The organism is Synechococcus sp. MEDNS5 (assembly GCF_014279875.1).
Classification (GTDB): domain Bacteria; phylum Cyanobacteriota; class Cyanobacteriia; order PCC-6307; family Cyanobiaceae; genus Synechococcus_C.
This window is the reverse complement of the sequence record NZ_CP047952.1, coordinates 1,118,869-1,137,764: the sequence shown is the minus strand read 5'-3', so window position 1 is coordinate 1,137,764 and position 18,896 is coordinate 1,118,869. Positions and strand designations below refer to the sequence as shown.

The 18,896-nt window shown below is 47.8% G+C and carries 21 protein-coding genes and 1 tRNA gene; 20 read left to right on the top strand and 2 right to left on the bottom strand.

The window, feature by feature from the left end:
- The first annotated feature begins 72 nt into the window (after positions 1–72).
- The 3 genes from pstC to pstB are packed head-to-tail and all read left to right on the top strand — an operon-like array spanning position 73 to position 2,789.
- Positions 73–1,020, top strand: coding sequence for a phosphate ABC transporter permease subunit PstC (gene pstC, locus SynMEDNS5_RS06130; RefSeq protein ID WP_186585690.1), 948 nt, complete (start codon positions 73–75; stop codon positions 1,018–1,020).
- Positions 1,021–1,022: 2 nt separating this feature from the next.
- Complete coding sequence (gene pstA, locus SynMEDNS5_RS06125) at positions 1,023–1,934, top strand: phosphate ABC transporter permease PstA (RefSeq protein WP_186585689.1); 912 nt, start codon at positions 1,023–1,025, stop codon at positions 1,932–1,934.
- A 39-nt stretch (positions 1,935–1,973) separates the two neighbouring features.
- Positions 1,974–2,789: a phosphate ABC transporter ATP-binding protein PstB gene (pstB, locus tag SynMEDNS5_RS06120; protein ID WP_186585688.1), complete on the top strand. Its 816-nt coding sequence runs from the start codon at positions 1,974–1,976 to the stop codon at positions 2,787–2,789.
- Positions 2,790–2,874: 85 nt separating this feature from the next.
- Here pstB and SynMEDNS5_RS06115 read toward each other — a convergent pair.
- A tRNA-Ser gene (locus SynMEDNS5_RS06115) sits at positions 2,875–2,961 on the bottom strand.
- 53 nt (positions 2,962–3,014) lie between these two features.
- Between SynMEDNS5_RS06115 and SynMEDNS5_RS06110 the strand changes: the two genes are divergently transcribed.
- The 14 genes from SynMEDNS5_RS06110 to SynMEDNS5_RS06045 all read left to right on the top strand — a co-directional run bounded on the left by SynMEDNS5_RS06110 (position 3,015) and on the right by SynMEDNS5_RS06045 (position 16,753).
- Positions 3,015–3,383 (top strand): 2Fe-2S iron-sulfur cluster-binding protein, encoded by a 369-nt coding sequence (locus SynMEDNS5_RS06110; RefSeq protein ID WP_186585687.1) that lies wholly within the window; start codon positions 3,015–3,017, stop codon positions 3,381–3,383.
- The gene (locus tag SynMEDNS5_RS06105; RefSeq protein WP_186585686.1) at positions 3,383–4,267 is read left to right on the top strand and encodes an inositol monophosphatase family protein; all 885 of its coding nucleotides are present in this window, start codon (positions 3,383–3,385) and stop codon (positions 4,265–4,267) included. The genes SynMEDNS5_RS06110 and SynMEDNS5_RS06105 overlap by 1 nt, the downstream gene beginning before the upstream one ends.
- A 20-nt stretch (positions 4,268–4,287) precedes the next feature.
- On the top strand, positions 4,288–5,466 hold the full coding sequence (locus SynMEDNS5_RS06100; protein ID WP_186585685.1) for an ATP phosphoribosyltransferase regulatory subunit: 1,179 nt from the start codon (positions 4,288–4,290) through the stop codon (positions 5,464–5,466).
- Between the two features lie 24 nt (positions 5,467–5,490).
- Entirely contained in the window at positions 5,491–5,715 is a 225-nt protein-coding gene (locus tag SynMEDNS5_RS06095; RefSeq protein WP_186585684.1) for a ferredoxin family protein, read from the top strand.
- A 113-nt stretch (positions 5,716–5,828) separates the two neighbouring features.
- The gene (gene htpG / locus SynMEDNS5_RS06090; protein ID WP_186585683.1) at positions 5,829–7,730 is read left to right on the top strand and encodes a molecular chaperone HtpG; all 1,902 of its coding nucleotides are present in this window, start codon (positions 5,829–5,831) and stop codon (positions 7,728–7,730) included.
- Positions 7,731–7,787: 57 nt separating this feature from the next.
- The gene (rpmB, locus tag SynMEDNS5_RS06085) at positions 7,788–8,024 is read left to right on the top strand and encodes a 50S ribosomal protein L28 (RefSeq protein WP_006041373.1); all 237 of its coding nucleotides are present in this window, start codon (positions 7,788–7,790) and stop codon (positions 8,022–8,024) included.
- A gap of 14 nt (positions 8,025–8,038) precedes the next feature.
- Complete coding sequence (locus SynMEDNS5_RS06080; protein ID WP_186585682.1) at positions 8,039–8,599, top strand: peroxiredoxin; 561 nt, start codon at positions 8,039–8,041, stop codon at positions 8,597–8,599.
- 63 nt (positions 8,600–8,662) lie between these two features.
- Positions 8,663–10,153 (top strand): glucosylglycerol-phosphate synthase, encoded by a 1,491-nt coding sequence (gene ggpS, locus SynMEDNS5_RS06075; RefSeq protein WP_186585681.1) that lies wholly within the window; start codon positions 8,663–8,665, stop codon positions 10,151–10,153.
- A 4-nt stretch (positions 10,154–10,157) separates the two neighbouring features.
- Positions 10,158–11,438 (top strand): ABC transporter substrate-binding protein, encoded by a 1,281-nt coding sequence (locus SynMEDNS5_RS06070; RefSeq protein ID WP_186585680.1) that lies wholly within the window; start codon positions 10,158–10,160, stop codon positions 11,436–11,438.
- Positions 11,439–11,464: 26 nt separating this feature from the next.
- Positions 11,465–12,310 carry a carbohydrate ABC transporter permease gene (locus SynMEDNS5_RS06065; protein ID WP_370593579.1) on the top strand — a complete coding sequence of 282 codons (846 nt, stop codon included), beginning with the start codon at positions 11,465–11,467 and terminating at the stop codon, positions 12,308–12,310.
- Entirely contained in the window at positions 12,307–13,122 is an 816-nt protein-coding gene (locus SynMEDNS5_RS06060; RefSeq protein WP_186585875.1) for a carbohydrate ABC transporter permease, read from the top strand. Before SynMEDNS5_RS06065 ends, SynMEDNS5_RS06060 begins: the two co-directional genes overlap by 4 nt.
- On the top strand, positions 13,119–14,090 hold the full coding sequence (locus tag SynMEDNS5_RS06055) for an ABC transporter ATP-binding protein (protein ID WP_186585678.1): 972 nt from the start codon (positions 13,119–13,121) through the stop codon (positions 14,088–14,090). The genes SynMEDNS5_RS06060 and SynMEDNS5_RS06055 overlap by 4 nt, the downstream gene beginning before the upstream one ends.
- Before the next feature lie 428 nt (positions 14,091–14,518).
- Positions 14,519–15,673, top strand: coding sequence for a magnesium/cobalt transporter CorA (corA, locus tag SynMEDNS5_RS06050; protein ID WP_186585677.1), 1,155 nt, complete (start codon positions 14,519–14,521; stop codon positions 15,671–15,673).
- Between the two features lie 60 nt (positions 15,674–15,733).
- The gene (locus tag SynMEDNS5_RS06045; protein ID WP_186585676.1) at positions 15,734–16,753 is read left to right on the top strand and encodes a PstS family phosphate ABC transporter substrate-binding protein; all 1,020 of its coding nucleotides are present in this window, start codon (positions 15,734–15,736) and stop codon (positions 16,751–16,753) included.
- Between the two features lie 30 nt (positions 16,754–16,783).
- Here SynMEDNS5_RS06045 and csaB read toward each other — a convergent pair whose 3' ends face one another.
- Positions 16,784–17,887 (bottom strand): polysaccharide pyruvyl transferase CsaB, encoded by a 1,104-nt coding sequence (csaB, locus tag SynMEDNS5_RS06040; RefSeq protein WP_186585675.1) that lies wholly within the window; start codon positions 17,885–17,887, stop codon positions 16,784–16,786.
- A 45-nt stretch (positions 17,888–17,932) separates the two neighbouring features.
- On the opposite strand from csaB, the gene SynMEDNS5_RS06035 reads away from it, so the two are divergent.
- The 3 genes from SynMEDNS5_RS06035 (at position 17,933) to psaK (ending at position 18,868) form a co-directional block, all read left to right on the top strand.
- A complete protein-coding gene (locus SynMEDNS5_RS06035) occupies positions 17,933–18,253 on the top strand; it encodes a DUF2499 domain-containing protein (RefSeq protein ID WP_186585674.1) in 321 nt (106 codons plus the stop codon).
- Positions 18,253–18,543 carry a DUF3593 domain-containing protein gene (locus SynMEDNS5_RS06030; protein ID WP_186585673.1) on the top strand — a complete coding sequence of 97 codons (291 nt, stop codon included), beginning with the start codon at positions 18,253–18,255 and terminating at the stop codon, positions 18,541–18,543. The genes SynMEDNS5_RS06035 and SynMEDNS5_RS06030 overlap by 1 nt, the downstream gene beginning before the upstream one ends.
- A 67-nt stretch (positions 18,544–18,610) precedes the next feature.
- Positions 18,611–18,868 carry a photosystem I reaction center subunit PsaK gene (psaK, locus tag SynMEDNS5_RS06025; RefSeq protein WP_186585672.1) on the top strand — a complete coding sequence of 86 codons (258 nt, stop codon included), beginning with the start codon at positions 18,611–18,613 and terminating at the stop codon, positions 18,866–18,868.
- Positions 18,869–18,896 lie beyond the last annotated feature (28 nt).

Genomic DNA, 18,896 nt, shown 5'->3' with positions numbered 1-18,896 from the left:
TTGCGTTAAAGCGTCCTTAGTGAATTCCATACGGTTTCACCGTTACGTTTCGGGGGTCTTTGCCCGAGCGGGATGCCTGAGTCCAAGGAGTCCTACCTCCTGAGGCGCCGTCCACCATCGGAGAGGGTGGTGGATGTGAGCTTCAAATACCTCGCCGTGATCCTGGCGTCGATGGTGGCTGTTGTGTTGTTTGCCATCCTCGTTGTCGTCTTCTGGGGGTCCCTCGAGTCGATGGGACGTTATGGCTGGAAATTCCTGGTCACCTCGAATTGGAATCCCGTAGATGACGAATACGGAGCATTCACAGCCATTTACGGAACGATTGTCACGTCCCTGCTGTCGTTGCTGATTGCCGTGCCACTCGGGGTGGGTACTGCAGTGTTCATCACTGAAAACATCATTCCTCTGAGGATTCGCAACGTCATTGGCGTGATGGTGGAGCTGTTGGCAGCAATCCCATCAGTGGTGCTCGGGCTTTGGGCGATTTTTGTGATGGAACCGTTTATCAGGCCATTTCTTGAGTTCCTCTATGCAACGCTTGGATGGCTGCCCATCTTTTCTTCGCCACCTATCGGACCTGGGACAGCGCCTGCCGTGTTGATTCTCGTTGTGATGATCCTGCCAATCATCACGGCCATCTCGAGAGATTCTCTCAACCAGGTTCCCGTGAAACTCCGCCAGGCTGCCTATGGCGTGGGAACCACGCGCTGGGGAGCCGTCCTCAACGTCATGCTTCCGGCGGCAATTTCGGGGATCGTCGGCGGCGTCATGTTGGCGCTGGGTCGAGCGATGGGTGAGACCATGGCCGTGACGATGATCATTGGGAACTCGAATAACTTCAGCCCATCGCTGTTGGCACCTGGTAACACCATCGCCGCGATGCTTGCCAATCAGTTCGGTGAAGCGGATGGCAGTCAGGTTTCTTCACTGATGTATGCCGCTTTCGTCCTGATGGTCCTCAGCCTTGGGGTGAATGTTTTTGCGCAATGGCTTGTAAAGCGTCTGAGTCTTAAGTACTGATCATGACTTTTTCTTCCACAACTCGCCAAGCGAATGGCGTCCCTGACCTTGCTTACAAGCAGGGACTGCGTCGGAACCTGATCAGTCGACTCCTCACCCTGATCTCTGGTTTGTTTGCAGCGATCGCGGTATTACCGCTGATTGCTGTGTTGGTTTACGTGTTGATCAAGGGCGGCGAAAAAATCAGCATCACATTACTAACCGAACTCCCACCACCACCAGGCTTGGAAGGTGGTGGCATTGCCAACGCGATTATCGGCAGCATCGTTGTGACATTGATTGCCGCAATGATTGCCATTCCTGTTGGCGTAGGCGGTGGTGTTTTTCTCGCCGAATACTCCCGTGGTGGAAAGTTCGCGCAATTCATCCGTTTTGGCACCAATGTTTTGTCAGGCGTTCCATCAATCATTGCTGGTGTGTTCATCTACGGAACAATCGTCACCAGCAGGGTTTTGTTTGGCAACGCCTACAGCGCAGCTGCAGGAGGAATGGCATTGTCAATCTTGATGCTCCCCACTGTGATTAAAACAACAGATGAAGGTTTGAAGCTTGTGTCAGATGATCTTCGCCGTGGCGCACTCGGAGTCGGAGCTTCCAAATTTGTGACTGTGGTCCGCATTACGCTGCCAACAGCATTTACGCCGATTGCCACAGGCGTGGTGCTCTCAATTGCCAGAGCGGCCGGAGAAACGGCGCCTCTGATTTTTACAGCTCTCTTTTCACCATTCTGGTCAGAAGGTATCGACGGAATCTTCAATCCCATTGCCACGCTGTCTGTTCTGATCTACAACTTTGCGATCATGCCTTACGAGGCCCAGAATGAGCTTGCATGGGCCGCTTCCTTTGTTTTGGTTTTAGCCATTCTTGGCATGAACCTTTTCGCGCGCTGGCTGGGTCAGTTCGCGTCTAAGTAATTCATTCAAGTTCTGTTTACCTGTACCTCCTCACTACCAATGACTGTTTCCACCTCTTCTCCTCACCAAGTCTCCGAGAACACCTGTATCTCAATCCAAAACGCCACCATCAGTTACGGCAGCTACGAGGCCGTCAAGAACGTTTATTGCGATATCCCTCGCGGAAAAGTCACAGCCTTTATCGGTCCATCAGGTTGCGGCAAATCAACCGTGCTGCGTGCTCTTAATCGCATGAATGACCTCATCGAGGGATGCTCGTTGCGGGGGCGCGTTCTGTTTGACGGTGCTGATCTCTACGACCCAACGGTTGACCCTGTTGAAGTCAGGCGCCGGATCGGCATGGTGTTCCAGCAACCGAATCCTTTCCCGAAGACGATCTATGAAAACATCGCTTTCGGCGCACGCATCAATGGTTTCACAGGCGATATGGACGAGCTTGTTGAGCGCTCCTTGCGCCAGGCCGCCGTGTGGGACGAATGCAAAGACAAGCTCAATGAAAGCGGATACTCACTGTCTGGTGGTCAACAGCAGCGTCTCTGCATCGCCCGCACGATTGCCATTCAACCAGAAGTCATTCTGATGGATGAACCCTGCTCAGCCCTTGACCCGATCTCCACCTTGAAGATCGAAGAAACAATGCATGAGCTCAAAAAGAGTTTCACGATTGTGATTGTGACTCACAACATGCAGCAGGCTGTACGGGTGAGTGACATGACTGCCTTCTACAACGCTGAAGCTGTGGAGGGGGGATCCGGGAAGGTCGGTTATCTCGTTGAGTTCAATGAGACCGAAAAAATCTTCAATTCACCATCGCAACAGGCCACCCAGGACTATGTCTCTGGTCGGTTCGGTTGATCGACGTTGTCGGATGATCCAGTGGGGGCTCCATCAGGGTTCCCACCATTGGCAAAAAAAACCGGCCCTTGGGCCGGTTTGGAAGCGGAGAGGGAGGGATTCGAACCCTCGATAGAGTTGCCCCTATACAGCATTTCCAGTGCTGCGCCTTCGACCACTCGGCCACCTCTCCAGCGGCTGATGGGGCAAGTGAGAATGTAGCAGGGCAGTCCCTGAGGAGTCGTATTGATGCCGAGTCACCGCATCACCATCCACTGGCGTCAGCAGGGCCGTGTCATCAGCCACGACGTGCAGGAGGGCGAGTACATCCTGCAAAGCTTTGAACGCCAGGGGGACCCACTGCCCTTTTCCTGTCGAAATGGGTGTTGCACGTCATGTGCGGTCAGGGTGTTGAACGGTGAACTCGACCAGCGAGAAGCGATGGGGTTGTCTCAGGAGCTGAGAGACAAGGGTTATGGGCTCCTGTGTGTAGCGCGTGCCGTTGGTCCTTTGGAGGCTGAAACCCAAGATGAGGATGAGGTGTATGAACTTCAGTTCGGGCAACACTTCGGCAAGGGCGTCGTCACCCGAGGCCTTCCATTGGATGAGGAGTAATGCCTGAACGTCTTGATTGCTCTGCCGTTGCTGCTGAAGCTGGGTTGTCCGATGAACGGATGAAAGCTCTCTCTGCTGTGGCAGTGCAGGCAGCGCGCCAAGGGGGCCACAGGTTGATGGAACACTTCGGGAAGCTGACGTCGATTCGCGAAAAAGGACGCTCAGGCGACCTGGTAACGGCGGCTGATCACGCAGCTGAAGCTGAGGTTCTGGGAGTCTTGTCGCATCTAACACCTGAGATCGCCATTCTTGCCGAGGAGTCAGGCGCAAGTGACCACATTGCCGATCTGTGCTGGTGCGTGGACCCACTGGATGGAACAACGAACTTTGCCCACAGCTACCCATTGTTCGCAACGTCGGTCGGCCTTGTCTGGCGCGACCAACCGGTACTGGGTGCCATCTCCGTGCCGTTTCTCAAGGAGCTGTACTGGTGCTGCCCCGGAGAAGGCTCATTCCTCAACGATCAGAAAATACGCGTGACAGAGTGCGTTTCTCTCGATGAAAGTCTCCTCGTCACAGGATTTGCCTATGACCGGCGTGAGGTGCTCGACAATAACTATGCCGAATTTGCCTGGATGACCCACCGCACTCGGGGAGTCCGCCGCGGCGGTGCCGCAGCGGTGGACCTGGCTTTTGTGGCCGCCGGGCGACTTGATGGCTACTGGGAGCGGGGGCTGGCACCCTGGGACCTTGCTGCTGGCGCAGCACTCGTGCAATTAGCGGGTGGATTGGTTGACGATTACCGCGGAGAGGGCTTCGAACTTGGGTCTGGAAGGATTCTGGCCTCTGGCGCTCAGCTGCATGAGCCCTTGAAACAAGAACTCGCAAAGGTGTCGCCGATTCCTCCTCAGCACTATGGAGGGAACCTGGACGTGGGATCCTGATCAGGTATTGATCAAGCGTGATGGCCCTACAGCCTGCCTCTGGCGTCAGGGATCTGAATCCTCAGCAGGTTCGGCGCAATCATGAATTGCGAGAAACACTGGCGGAGGTTTTCAGACTCTGGGGGTACGAAGAAGTCTCTCCACCGAGGGTGGAGCGAATGGACACGCTCAAGGCGGGTGGGGCCATTGATAGTCGGGACATTGTCCGTCTTGTCGCTGATGAACCCTTGGGCTTAAGGCCGGAAATGACGGCATCCATTGCCCGAGCCGCGTGTACACGATTCCAAGATCGGCAACGCCCCTTGCGACTGTGGAGCCACGGCACTGTTTTTGAGAGTCGTCAGGCCGACGAAGGCGGCCTCTGCATCGAAGAAAACTTGCATTGCGGCGTGGAGCTCTTCGGAGCCAATGGTGTGGAGGCAGAACTGGAGCTGCTGACACTGCTGATGGCATCGCTCAGGGCCCTGAGTCTGCCACTGAGTGACCCTCCGCGACTTCTGATCGGCCACACGGGCTTAATGCAATTACTGCTACAGAACATTGACCATCAGCAGCATCAAGCCTTCCGAAGCTGTTTAACGCGACTGGATCGGCTCGAACTGCAGGAACGAATCAGCCATCAACCTCAGCATGCTCATCTGCTGCAATGGCTCGATCGGCGAGGTTCACCTGAGGGAGTGATCACAAAACTCCAGGAAGCTTTTCCGAAAGCTCACGTGCTTGATCAGCTATCAAGACTTGTCAATCACCTCACTCCCCTTGCCAAAGAAACCGGAATCGGCCTTCAGCTGGATCCAACGTTTCAGCCGGTCTACGAGTTGTACGACGGCGTTGTTTTCCAATTGGTTTGTCGAGGCGTTTCGTCCCCAGTGGTTGTCGCCCGTGGAGGTCGGTACGACGCTGTTGTTCAACGGCTGGGAGCAAAAGGAAGGGATGCCACAGGACTTGGATTTAGTTTTTGTGTGGATGATCTGAGGGATCTGCCTGGCGCCTTCGCCATGACATCAGCAAAACCCGAACGGATCCTGCTTTGCTATTCACAGAGCACATCCATGGAACAAGCTCTACAGGTCCAAGCCGATTGCCATCGCAAAGGCCTGAACTGTCAAATCGACCATCAACCCTGCGAGTCCAAAGCTGATGCAGACCAACGCGTGGAGCCATCAGGATGCAGCTCGCTGCTTTGGATGGACGACTAGGATCACGTCTTCCTAAACAAATCCATGGCTCACACCATCGTCACTAACGTTTGCGAGGGAGTAGCAGATTGCGTTGACGCGTGTCCAGTCGCGTGTATCCAACCGGGCAAGGGAAAAAACAAGAAAGGAACAGACTTCTACTGGATAGATTTTGATACCTGTATCGATTGCGGGATCTGCCTCCAAGTATGCCCTGTTGATGGAGCCATTTTGGCTGAGGAGAGAGCCGATCTCCAAAATACAAAATAGTTCACTTGTACGCGATCATCACCCATCAAGCACGCCCAGGTACGGAAAACCCTCCTAGGAAGGCATTGGGCTTAAGTTCACGACTCGATAAAATGTAGTTTTTAAAGCTCGAAATGGCAGTACTAGAAGAAAACGGACAGATTCAGATCCACACCGAAAATATATTTCCAATTATTAAAAAGGCAGTTTATTCGGGCCATGAAGTCTTCCTAAGAGAATTGGTCAGCAATGGTGTTGATGCAATTAGCAAAAGACGCATGGCAGCCATGGCTGGTGACTGCCAGGAAGGAGACGAAGGAACCATTCAAATCAGGGTAGATCGTACAGATAAGACGCTCACAATCAGCGACAACGGAATCGGCATGACAGCCGACGAAGTAAAGCGATATATCAATCAAGTTGCATTTTCAAGCGCAGAGGACTTTTTAGAAAAATACAAACAAGATAGCGAAGCAATCATTGGTCATTTTGGCCTAGGTTTTTACTCGAGTTTTATGGTTTCAGAGCGTGTTGAAATCATCACGCTCTCGGCTCGTACAGACAGCACTCCAGTGCGCTGGAGCTGCGACGGTTCACCGAATTATTCACTGACAGAGGGAGAGCGTAATCATCCAGGAACAGACATCGTCCTCCATCTTCTGGAGGACGAACTTGAATACCTTGAGCCATCACGAATCAAAACTCTCATCAACACCTACTGCGACTTCATGGCAGTACCGGTTCAATTAGAAGGTGAAACAATCAATAAGATGAATCCGCCGTGGCGACGCAGCGCTAGAGAGCTCGAAGACCAGGATTACATCGACCTCTATCATTATCTTTATCCATTTCAAGGAGATCCATTACTGTGGGTGCATCTGAACACTGATTACCCCTATAGCCTTCAAGGAATTCTCTTTTTTCCGAAGCAGACAGGGCGAGCAGACTGGGAAAAAGGAGAAATAAAGCTCTACTGCAATCAAGTATTTGTGAGCGACTCAATCAAAGAAGTTGTTCCTCGCTACCTACTTCCCCTTCGTGGAGTCCTAGACTCGCCAGATATTCCACTTAACGTAAGCCGCAGCGCTCTGCAAACAGATCGACGTGTGCGATCGATCGGCCAGTTCGTTTCCAAGAAAGTTGCTGACAAACTCCGCGACCTCAAAAATGACAATCCAGACCACTACGCAGAGATATGGGATTCGGTGGCACCGTTTGTCAAAATCGGAGCCATGGAAGACGAGAAGTTTGCAGAGCAAGTATCGGAATTGATTCTCTTCCAGACAACAGCAGACAAAAATACATCTACAGATTTACTAAATGGAAACGATCGATCTTACACAACAATTTCAGCCTACAGAGAGCGACAAGCAAACGATAACCAGAAACGCGTTCTTTACTGCACAGATGAAATTGCACAAGCTGGCGCACTCACACTTTGGAAAGGACAAGGCGCTGAAGTCATCTTCGCTGAGACAGTATTAGACAGTCAATTTATCCCCTGGCTCGAGTCAAAAGAAACAGAACTAACATTTCAACGTGTTGACTCAGAACTAGACGCTAGTCTTCAGGATGATCAACCTGAATTAAGCGACCAGGAAGGCGAAACAAAAAGTGAGTCACTTAGAACGTTGATCAAAAAAGCGCTGAATAACGACAAAGTGACTGTTCAGGTTCAGGCTTTGAAAGGCGGTTCTGAAGCACCTGCTGCCTTGATTCTTTTACCAGAGCAAATGCGCCGAATGAACGACATCGGAGCACTAATGGAACAAAGACTTCCTGGCCTGCCCGATCATCACATCCTGCTGGTGAACCGACAGCATCCCTTGGTCGAGGCTCTGCTGAGTCTTGAATCAGGATCGGTCGTTATCGCTGATGGAGCCTCATCACCCAGTCACCAGCTTGCGGTCGACCTGGCTCAACACCTTTACGATCTGGCACGCCTCGCCGTTGGTGGATTAGAGCCGACAGAGCTCGGAGGCTTTCAGGCCAGAGCCACCATGCTGATGTCTAGCCTTCTGCAGCAGGGAACATGAAGCCCTTTTGCTAGGATGGCAGCTTGGCAGGTGCCAATTCTCTAAAGGATACGGATCATGTCCAGAGTGTGTCAGCTCACAGGTACGAAAGCCAATAACGGCATGGCTGTCAGCCATTCCCATATTCGTACCAAAAAGCTGCAACAAGCAAATCTGCAGCAGCGTCGCCTTTGGTGGGCAGAGGGCAAGCGCTGGGTGAATCTTCGCATCACAACCCGTGCACTCAAAACAATTCAGAAGAAAGGATTGGGTGCCTATGCCAAATCTCTTGGCATCGATCTAGCCCGTCTTTGAGTCTAGGAGTCAAAGTGAAACGGCGGTTACTACTTCAAAAAGGGTTCGTAGCTGCCGTTACACTCAGCTTGTTTCCAAAAAAAGGTCTGGCACTCGGAGGCAACGCTCCAGACATTGGTGCTCCTGCGCCGAACTTCGAATTATCTGGTACAAACCTGCTCGTGCCAGATAAGTCGCGCTGGTCTTTGACTGACTGGAATGATCGATGGCTGGTTCTGTACTTCTATCCAAGAGACTTCACATCAGGTTGCACGATTGAAGCCCACGGATTTCAAGATTCGCTTGAACAATTTAAAATTAACAATTGTGATGTGGCTGCTATCAGCGCCGATTCAGTTGAGGATCATGAATCGTTCTGTAACAGCGAAGAGTTAGATTTCACTTTACTATCTGATCATGATGGCATTGTGAGTCGAAGCTACGGCTCATGGATGGCTCCTTACTCACTACGACATACCTTTTTGATTGACCCTTCCGGAGTCGTACAAGCGCGCTGGACAGGTGTTAGGCCTGTAGGTCACGCACAAGAAGTATTGGAGACATTGAAGGGTTTGCAGTCCATGCAGACCACATAACCATTTGACAATTCAGAGATTTTGTTTAAAGGTAGAGATGGATATCTCGAGTAGGTGCTGAACATGACGATAAGCGGAGGTAACAGTGATTTCATCATTTTGTATCATCGAACGCCATTTGATGAAGCGATCGATGAACAGGGGAATAGAACTTGGCGGGATCAAAAAAGCCCAAATGGGATCATTCCCACATTACGGAATCTATTTCGCAGTCAAGAAAATGGAACATGGATAGCTTGGCGGCAAGTTGACGATGCAAATGGCGAGGAAGATGAAAGGATTGCCATGGACAATCCATCAACTTTTACACTAAGACGCATCCCTCTCGAAGAAAGCCAAGTATCCAGTTTCTACCACGTAACATCAAAAGAATCGGTATGGCCGATACTTCATACGTTTCCAACTTACTTTGATGTCAACAATGCTAATTGGGCAATTTTCGAAGAAGTGAATAGTCGGTTTGCAGACGCAGCTTGCTCCGAAGCAGCTATGGGGGCCACAGTGTGGATACACGATTACAATTTGTGGCTTGTTTCAGGATTTATTCGCGAAAAGCGTCCTGACTTGAAAATTGCATTCTTCCATCACACACCATTCCCAGGAAATGATGTGTTCGCAATTCTTCCGTGGAGAAAACAAATTATTGAAAGCTTACTTGCATGTGATGTCGTAGGTTTTCACATACCAAGGTACACAGAGAATTTTGCACGAGCAGCAAGCTGTCTACTCGGGGTTAAAAAAGGTCCAAAAACAGAAGTCGCGCCGAAGTTTCTAAAATTTGGTTCGGCTTTGACTGAACCAACAGAAACACCATGGCTTGAATACAATAAACGAAAGGTAAAATTAGTCTCTTCACCTGTAGGGACATCGCCAGATGTTATTCAAACCTTGACAATGCGAGACGATGTAACTGAATTAACAAGACAGATTGATGCAGACACCAAAAAAGGGCGAAAACTAATTTTATCGGCAAGTCGTGTGGACTATACAAAAGGGAACGAAGAACTTCTTTTAGCATTCGAGAGATTACTTGAGCGGCGTCAAGATCTTCACGGGAAAGTGGTTTTAATGTTGGCTTGTGTAGCAGCATCATCGGGGATGAAAATCTATGAAGAGACTCAGCGACTGATTGAGGAAACGGCTGGACGAATCAACGGACGATTTAGTTCCATTGATTGGGTTCCGATTCGGTTTTCAACCAACCGCATCCCCTATGAGGAAATGGTGGCATGGTTTTCAATGTCAGATATATGCTGGATCACACCCTTAAGAGATGGCCTCAATCTAGTTGCCAAGGAATACGTAGCGGCACGGAAAGGAAGAGATGGAGTTCTTGTTTTATCAGAGTTCACTGGTGCATCTGTTGTGCTTGATGGAGCTATCCTTACCAACCCTTACTCACACAAACAGATGGATCAAGCCATCGAATCGGCATTGGAGTTGCCTCAAAATGAACAAATCGAAAGAATTAACAAAATGGTTTCAGCTGTGGAAGAATTTACAGTTGATGATTGGGCCAAGGAACAAATGCAATCACTCGAGACCATGAATTAAACCTATGCTTAGTCGCGATAAACAGATAACATTGTGCGTGTCAGTTATCCTCGCTATAAGCTCACTCTTGATATTCATACCCAGCATTATTGCTCGTGACGTTGAGTCCATATCAATATTAATGCCAGCCCCTTTCGCGGACTCAACAGTCAAGTTAGTCAAAGAGTTCAATGCAAAATACGTAAACACCATTCACCTAGAAGTTATTCGGGGGCCCCTCGAAACTGAGGCAATATCAGACTTAGCAATTAGCAGTTTGTTGTTAGGGGATACACCCTTCGACGCCATTCTAATGGATATCACATGGTTACCAAAATATGCTCGAGCTGGGTGGCTTGAAGCTTTGGATGATGGCTTTGACCAAACTGAAATTCAGGAATTAACAAACGGTGCTCAATTAGGTAACATCTATGAAGGAAGCCTTTACCGATGGCCATTGGTGGCGGACATGGGACTGCTATTTTGGCGAACTGATTTAATGGAAAAACCACCATCAACGCCAACGGATTTAGTTTCCATTAGCCAAGAACTACAGCGCAAAAAGAAAGTTCCGTGGGGATATGTGTGGCAGGGCCGTCAATACGAAGGTCTGAGTTGTGTCTATTTAGAAATGATCGATGGATTTGGGGGGCAGTGGTTTAATCCCGAAGGGGAAAAATTTGGTCTGGATTATCAACCCGGTATCAATGCAGCTCAGTGGCTCACAAATTTAATTAACAGCGGAATCAGCCCAAGAGCTGTCACCAATTATGCAGAATCCGAAGCACTTCAAAGTTTTAAATCAGGTGATAGTGCATTGATGCGCAACTGGCCCTATGCATGGGCGGAATTGCAAAAGGAGGATAGTCAAGTGCGCGGACATGTTGGAATTTCAACCATGGTTTCGATTCCAGGAGTCTCGCAAGCCTCGACAATAGGAAGCTGGGGTTTTAGTCTTCTCAAGGGATCAAAGCATAAAGATGCAGCAATTAAAGCGTTCAAGTATTTAACAACAAATGAGGCCCAGGTAGAACTTTTTACTGAGTACGGTTACACACCAACCCTAAAATCCATCTATCAAAACGAGGATTTATTGAATGAATACCCATATCTAGCCAAGTTGTATGGAGCATTATCAATTGCCAAAATGCGGCCCGAGACTCCGGTATATGCACAGCTGAGTGATGTACTTCAACGTAGTTTAAGTGCATCATTCACAGACGAGATTGAGGCAAAGTCAAGCATGAAGAATGCCCAGATTTTCTCTGAGCAAATCATAAGTGCTGCAGGTGGAGGTATTCAATGATTGTCTTTTATTTGTTGGTCCCTTCTATGCTGTTGCTCGTCAGTGTGTTTGGTCTGCCATTGATGCGCTATGCATGGTTGAGCTTCCATGCTGACTCTGTTCTTACAGGCCTACAACCGGTAGCCAACGGCGGAGCCAATTGGATTCGTTTAATGAACGATCATCGATATTGGCAGGATTTGAGTCAGACCATGCGATTTGCGATTGCATCTGTTGGCATAGAGCTTGTCTTAGGACTCGTCATCGCTTTGCTACTCAACCAACCAATGAGGAAGAGAGGTGTAATTCGCTCTGTATCATTAATTCCTTGGGCCTTGCCGACAACTGTGATGGCGCTCGGCTGGCGATGGATATTCAATACACCATATGGTCCGTTTGATCAATTCACATCCACAGCTTGGGATTTGTCTCTAAATATTCTAGGTAATCCGTCCATTGCCTGGATGGGATTAGTTTATGCGGACGTCTGGAAGACAACACCATTCGTGGCCCTGATTATGCTCGCTGGATTACAAAGTATTCCTGGTGATCTTTATGAAGCTTGTACTCTTGAGGGCGGATCGTCTTGGACCTGTTTCCGCAGAATCACATTGCCACTTTTGAAACCCTACCTGGGGTTAGCAGCGATGTTTAGGCTAGCTCAAGCATTTGGGGTTTTTGATCTTGTTCAAGTAATGACTGGTGGAGGCCCTGCAAGTAGTACAGAGAGTATCGCTTTGTATGCCTACTGGAATGCCCTTCGGTTTCTAGATTTTGGCTATAGCGCGACTATTATGATCGCTAGCTTTATCCTATTATCTACAGTCGTCGGATTCAGTTGGTGGTTATTACTCATTTTGAACCAACAACGATCACTGACGGTGACAGAATGAAATTAAGAACAGTACCGATTTTCATTCTTCTTTTATGGTCATCAGCACCACTGCTTTGGCAGTTGTACACTTCTTTTTCTACTGATCAAGCATTGGTAACACCATTTGCTGAATTAGCAGGCCGTTGGACGCTGCAGCACTACCGAAGTGTTATATCATCAAATCCTCCGTTTTTCCTATACTTATGGAATAGTTTTTTTGTTGGGGCACTCTCAACACTCTTAACATTATTAGTTGCTCTTCCTGCAGCATATTCACTGAGTAAAATGCCAACTGCAAAATCAAATATAGTTCGCATGGTTCTTATTGGTTGTGCATTATTTCCATATGTTTTGTTGTTCTTAGCCTTGCTCGAAATTGCTAGAACACTATCATTAGGCAACAGTCTATTTGCACTAGCTCTGCCCTATGCAGCTTTGTCTCAACCACTTGCTATTTTATTGTTAGGAAGTGCTTTTGCAGCGATTCCATCTGAATTGGATGACGCCGCACGGGTTGAGGGACTATCGTTATTGAATCGTTTTCGCTGGATCTACATACCATTATTGGCCCCAGCTCTAGCTAGCACTGCGATTTTGATTTTCCTGTTCTCATGGAATGAATACCCAATTGCTTTAACATGGATTAGTGATCAGTCGAAACTTACTCTGCCAGTTGCAATGGCACGTATTGCTGGTTCATCAATCCATTCAGTACCCTACGGTGCGTATGCCGCTGTCACTGTTTTGGGTGCAATTCCACTCATACTGCTAGTGATTATTTTTCAAAAGCCAATTGTTTCAGGCCTCACGAGTGGAGCTGTTAAAGGATGACACTTGAACTTGATTCTGTTGGACGTCAAATTAATTCGAATTGGATTGTTCGTAATTTAACATTCTCAGTGAAACAGGACGAATGTCTTGTTCTTGTGGGACCAAGTGGTTGTGGAAAAAGCTCGACACTTCGATTGATCGCAGGATTGGATGAGTGTCAACATGGCAGAATCAAAATTGAGAACCGTGATGTCACTACATCCAAACCATCTGATCGGGCAGTGGGTATGGTCTTCCAAAGTTATGCCCTTCTTCCTCATTTAACAATCTACGAGAACCTCGAGCTAGGTCTACGTATTCGCGGTGTGCGCTCGGAACAAAGAAGTCGAAGGATAAAGCATATTCTTGATGTTGTGCAGTTAGCTGATCGAGCATACCATCAACCTTCAGCATTATCTGGTGGCCAAAGGCAAAGGGTGGCTTTAGCTCGTGCATTGCTTAGAGATGCAAAGGTCTATTTACTTGATGAGCCAATGAGTAATTTGGATGCTCAATTACGTGAACAGATCAGACCTGAGCTTCGGAAGCTTATTCTGAATCAAGAAAAACCAACTGTCTATGTCACGCACGATCAAAGTGAGGCGTTGGCTATAGCTAACAAGATTGCGATTCTCAATCAGGGGATTATAGAACAGCTAGATACACCGATTAACCTGTACCAAAACCCGTCTTCACTTTTTGTCGCTCAGTTTTTGGGTCGTCCCCAGATTAATTGCCTAAAGCCGCGCCAGAGTCAGATTCTGGCAATTCGTCCGGAACATCTTAAAATTTGCGATTCAGGCTTAGCCTGTCGTCTGATTGCACGAGAATGGCTCGGCAACACACAACTTCTTTATCTTGAATCAGCAGAAGGCGAGTTAAGAATGGTCGTGGAACCATCATTTAATTGTCCTGAACGTGTCTTCGTGCAATGGGATAAATCAAAAGTTTTTCATTTTGATGTCGTCACAGGGTTGCGTACAAGTTAAGTTAGTCATGAATTTTCTCACTTAATGGAATACATGTAAGTTCATGAATTTATGTGCTTGTTAACGACAGACATTACAATTTAATGTATCAAGTCCATGAACCCAAATGGCTATCACAATACCTGAAAGATAATGTAAGACGCTTCTAGATTCTCGGTAAATGTGATAACCTCAAACTTGAGATTTCCCTTAACATCAATCACTGTCATCAAATCTGGAGATTAGCTCTTCATTCTTTCTAGATCGTCAATCTCTCACCATTGATTGCATTGATCATTCAAGTGTCATTTAATTTACAGTATCCCTTGAAAAATCAGCCATTCGACCGGATTTGTCGTCTACAGAACAGGCTTTACATCATTAAAGCAATCAGTGAATTCAATTATATTCAATGGATCTCATCATAATGAAAATGATAGATCGTAGTCATGGCTGATTCACCATCTGACCAATCACTGTTTAAACCTGGTGATCGCCTGGCCCCTGATAGTATTCCGGAACCTTTACCTTTACTTGAACGTCCAGGAGATCTACCCGCTCATTTATTTCTGCATGGAGGCAAGGCACCCTTTTCTTGCAAAGTTCTGCAGTTCAACGACGAGGTAGTGTCTTGTATTCAGGTGCACAATTGTGAAGAACTTGAATTACTTATCTCCTCTCAAGCATTGATGTGGCTGCAGTTCCGTGGTCTTGGCAATATGGACTTGCTGCATCAGTACTTGTCTTTACTTTCTCTGGAACCTAGTGTCATTGATATTCTCCTGACTTTTCCACAAAAATCGAGAATCACTTCAACAAATAATTCTGTCTTGGCGGTACTTCACGAATTCTCTCATGCGACTGATCCAACGCATCTAATTAGCACTCAATACAATTTAGTACTAACCAATCGCATGTTGATCACAATCCAGGAGAACCCCCAGCGCACCTTCAGTGACCTCGAGGCATGGCTCAATTTTAAGAGGAACAACGTTAAAGCTATCGATTTAGATAATTTATTTCATTTTGTCATTGATGATATTCTTGATAGCCATCTGCCCATGCTTGAGGCGATGAGTGTGTTCCTCGATGATTTGGAGGAACGAGCCTTGTTAAAACCAAAACCTTCAGTTCTTAATCGAGCTTATCAAGTCAGGTTTAATCATCGTGTCGCACGCCGACAGTTGTGGCCATTACGCAATGAATTGATTATTCTTCTCAGGCAAAGTCAACGTTTACTTGGGCCAGTTGCCCGCGAAGGCCTTCATGATATGGCCGAACACGTCAATACTTTGCTGGAAATAGGGGATAGTATTCGTCTTCAGCTGAATAGTATTAACGATGCTTACATGGCCAGTACGGGTAATGTCATGAATCAGATCATCAAAACACTTACTATTGTGAGTACTATTTTTGCCCCATTAACCTTCATTGCGGGCATTTATGGCATGAACTTTGAAAATATGCCCGAATTAAAATGGAAATATGGATACATGTATTCGTTGATATTAATGACTTTGATTGCTCTTTTCCAAGCTTATTTTCTATGGAAGCGGGGATGGTTTCAAGATCTTTCGGGCCGTAGTCGAAAATTCGGTCCCTAACGAGTTGTTAACCCATCGCAGGTTTTCTGTATCCAGAATAATGGTGTCAGTTTTTACAAAATGGGATTAAGACCTTCTTTTTTCCTCGCTTCATTTGCACTCGTCTCTAGCCTTAGTGCTGCAGCTTCGGCTGCAGGGCTCTCAATTGCTGGATCCAGTACGGTTTATCCCATTACATCCTTAGCAATTAAAAAATTCAACGAAACAAGTCAAGGAAAAAACGTTTCGTTTTCTTTGCGGTCAACTGGATCCTCCGCAGGTTTTAGGGAGTTTTGCAGCAATAAAATTCCTCTTGCCAATGCATCAAGGCCTATTAGTGCAAAGGAAATCATTGCTTGCCAACGGAACGGTGTCAAATTTATTGAATTACCGATAGCCTTTGACGCCATTACTGTGGTTGTTAACAAATCGAACCGTTGGCTTAATTCCTTAACTCCGTCCGAGCTTTCACGTTTATGGTCCAAGGCATCACAGGACAAGGTACAAACCTGGAATCAAGTCAATCTTGATTTTCCCGATAAGCAAATTAAACTTTGTGGGCCAGGTAAGGATTCCGGTACATTTGATATCTTTAATAAAGCCATCAATAAGTCCAAAGCTAATTCTAGAACCGATTATAAATCTAGCGAGGATGACAATGTCATTGTTAATTGTGTCGCAAATAATCCAAACGCTCTAGGATATTTCGGTTTTTCCTACTTCCTTAACAATCAATCAAAACTCAAAGCCATTCGAATTGTTAATGGTAAGGGGAATGCCATTCTTCCCTCTTTAGCGGCCGTACAAAAAGAGATCTATCAGCCTCTTTCCCGTCCTCTGTTCCTTTATGTTAACGATCGTTCTTTACGCAATAACACGTCTTTTCGCAACTTCATCACTTATTATCTGCGTAACGTCGAACAGCTTGTGACACAGGCAAATTATATTCCTTTGCAAAGTGCGACCTATCGACTTGTCGATTCCAAGCTTTACCGTCATATTCTCGGAACATCATTTGCCGGCAAAATCCCCGTTGGTTTAACAATTGGACAAATTCTACAAACAAGTTTTGATGTTCATAAAAAACCACAGTTCCGTTAACTTAATTTCAATTTATTTCGCTTATTGTCCTCAATTAATTAGTTTGCACAGTTTTTCATTCATTACTTTGCTGTGAACTTTTGCGTCGCATGCTAACGCATGAATATTACACTCATCGAGATGAGTTTTCATTGCCTCTTTCCATTGGCTTATTAAATGATGCTCTGACAAATGATTGTTGAGTTCAGAGCACGTAATATCTGCAAGATCGGCTGCTGCCCTCACTTTTGGGTCGTAGCTCAGTGCACTCGTCGGAACACCACCTACGGCAGCCAAAATAAGGGCATGTAGCCTCATAGCAATCACCATTCTCGACTCGCTGAAAAGTTTTTGAACTTGAGGGATCGACTCTGCAATATGAACAGTTGACCGTTGTTCGAGTGCATTTGGAACAATATTTTCTTCGAGCAAAGACTGATATAAGCTGGCATCTTGATGTCCATGAAATGCAAGCCAAATAACATTCAAATCATGCATCTCACTGAATCGAGACAACGAATTGACGAGCCGATGCCAGCCGCTGATGTTTAAAAGTGGAGTAGGCCTCCAACACAAGATCAACGACTGTCCCGATGTCCAGGCCGGTGCTGAATGAGCCCAAACGGGATCTGGTCCAATTTTCATCGGTACGTCCAGCTTCCATTCCATTGCCTGATTCATCGAGGATGGGTCTCTCCAGGTAACTGAGCTAATCGTTTTTAATGACGTTCGAACCAGCAACCTGCTGAACCTTCGTTTCAATGGTCCTAAACCTTGCCCCCACAACAGGACTGGCTTCTGGAGACTCTTTGCGCACCAGATGAGAAGGATGTAATAGATCAAACTGCGAGTGCTCGTTGAATCTTGAAGCAGGCTTCCTCCACCCAGAATCAGGGCATCAACCTGCCTCACTGCCTTCAGCACCGTTGCCAGAGAACGCCTGTCAACAGTCTCAATGCCTGGGGCCAATGACTCCACTGCTTGGCGATCTCTTGCTGTGATCACTGGTTCCCATCGATCGTCCAGCTGATTCAGGAGAACTGAAAGCAGCGCATCGTCCCCCAGGTTGTGCTCTCCGTAGTACCCGCAAATCAGAATCCTGGGACGGCCGCTGTTGCTTGAGTGCGCCAAAATCATCCCCACGCTTCTGTCCATTATCGAATGGCAGTGCCATTACGGTAGAGCGATCGATCCGCTGTCATGCACGAACTGTCACTCGGGACCTGGTGGATCCACTGGGCATCTGTTGTTGAGTGGCTTGCTGCCATTGTTCTGATCCAGCGCCGCTCTCCTGGTCTGAAGTTGGCAGGCATGAGCCTCTTCAGCCTTGCCATGGTTCCGGCATTGATCAGTGCGATGGCGGCATGCACCTGGCACCTCTACGACAACGCCGAATCATTGCGGTGGTTGGTCACGCTTCAGGCATTCACAACCCTTTTGGGCAATTGTTGTCTTGCCTTGGCAGCAGCGAACGGTCATATGGCATCAGTTCCCGAATCACCATCTCAGGAGGAGCAGTGATGGACAATTTTGATCCGGCACCCGTCTTTGCGCTTTCGCTTTTCCCGTATCTCTTCTTCCTGTACAAACTCGGAAGCAACGGCTGGTTCAACCGGCTCGCGCGCGTTGGCTTTCAACTCACTCTTCTATTTGTTGGCGTCACCATCGTTGCCGCCGTTGTGGCTCTGGTTCGCTTCGATGCCGAACTCGTTGCCATCGATCCTCTTCATGGCGGCGCTGAAGCCTTCCTCACTTTCAGCAACGCTCTGATCGTGGCTGGTCTTCTCAGAGTTGATGTGCCGAAGCGATGAATATCTCTTACGAGAGGTGGGCTCAGGCTGTGTGAACGCTGAAGATAAGGCGTCGCCTGTTTACCGCATGTTCCTGTCCCTTCTGGCCATCACTCCTGCTTCCGTGACCTGGACACCCAAGGTGGCTCTGGTGATGATCATCTGCAATGTGATTGCGATCGCTATCGGCAAGGCCACGATCAAGTACCCCAACGAAGGCGCAAAAATGCCGAGCGGATCCTTCTTCGGTGGCATGAGTCACGGTGCCATGCTCGGCTGCACCAGCTTCGGCCACCTGCTGGGAATGGGTGCCATTCTTGGTCTGTCAACCCGCGGCGTCTTCTGATGCATCGGTGAGCTCAGGGGGGCCTTCC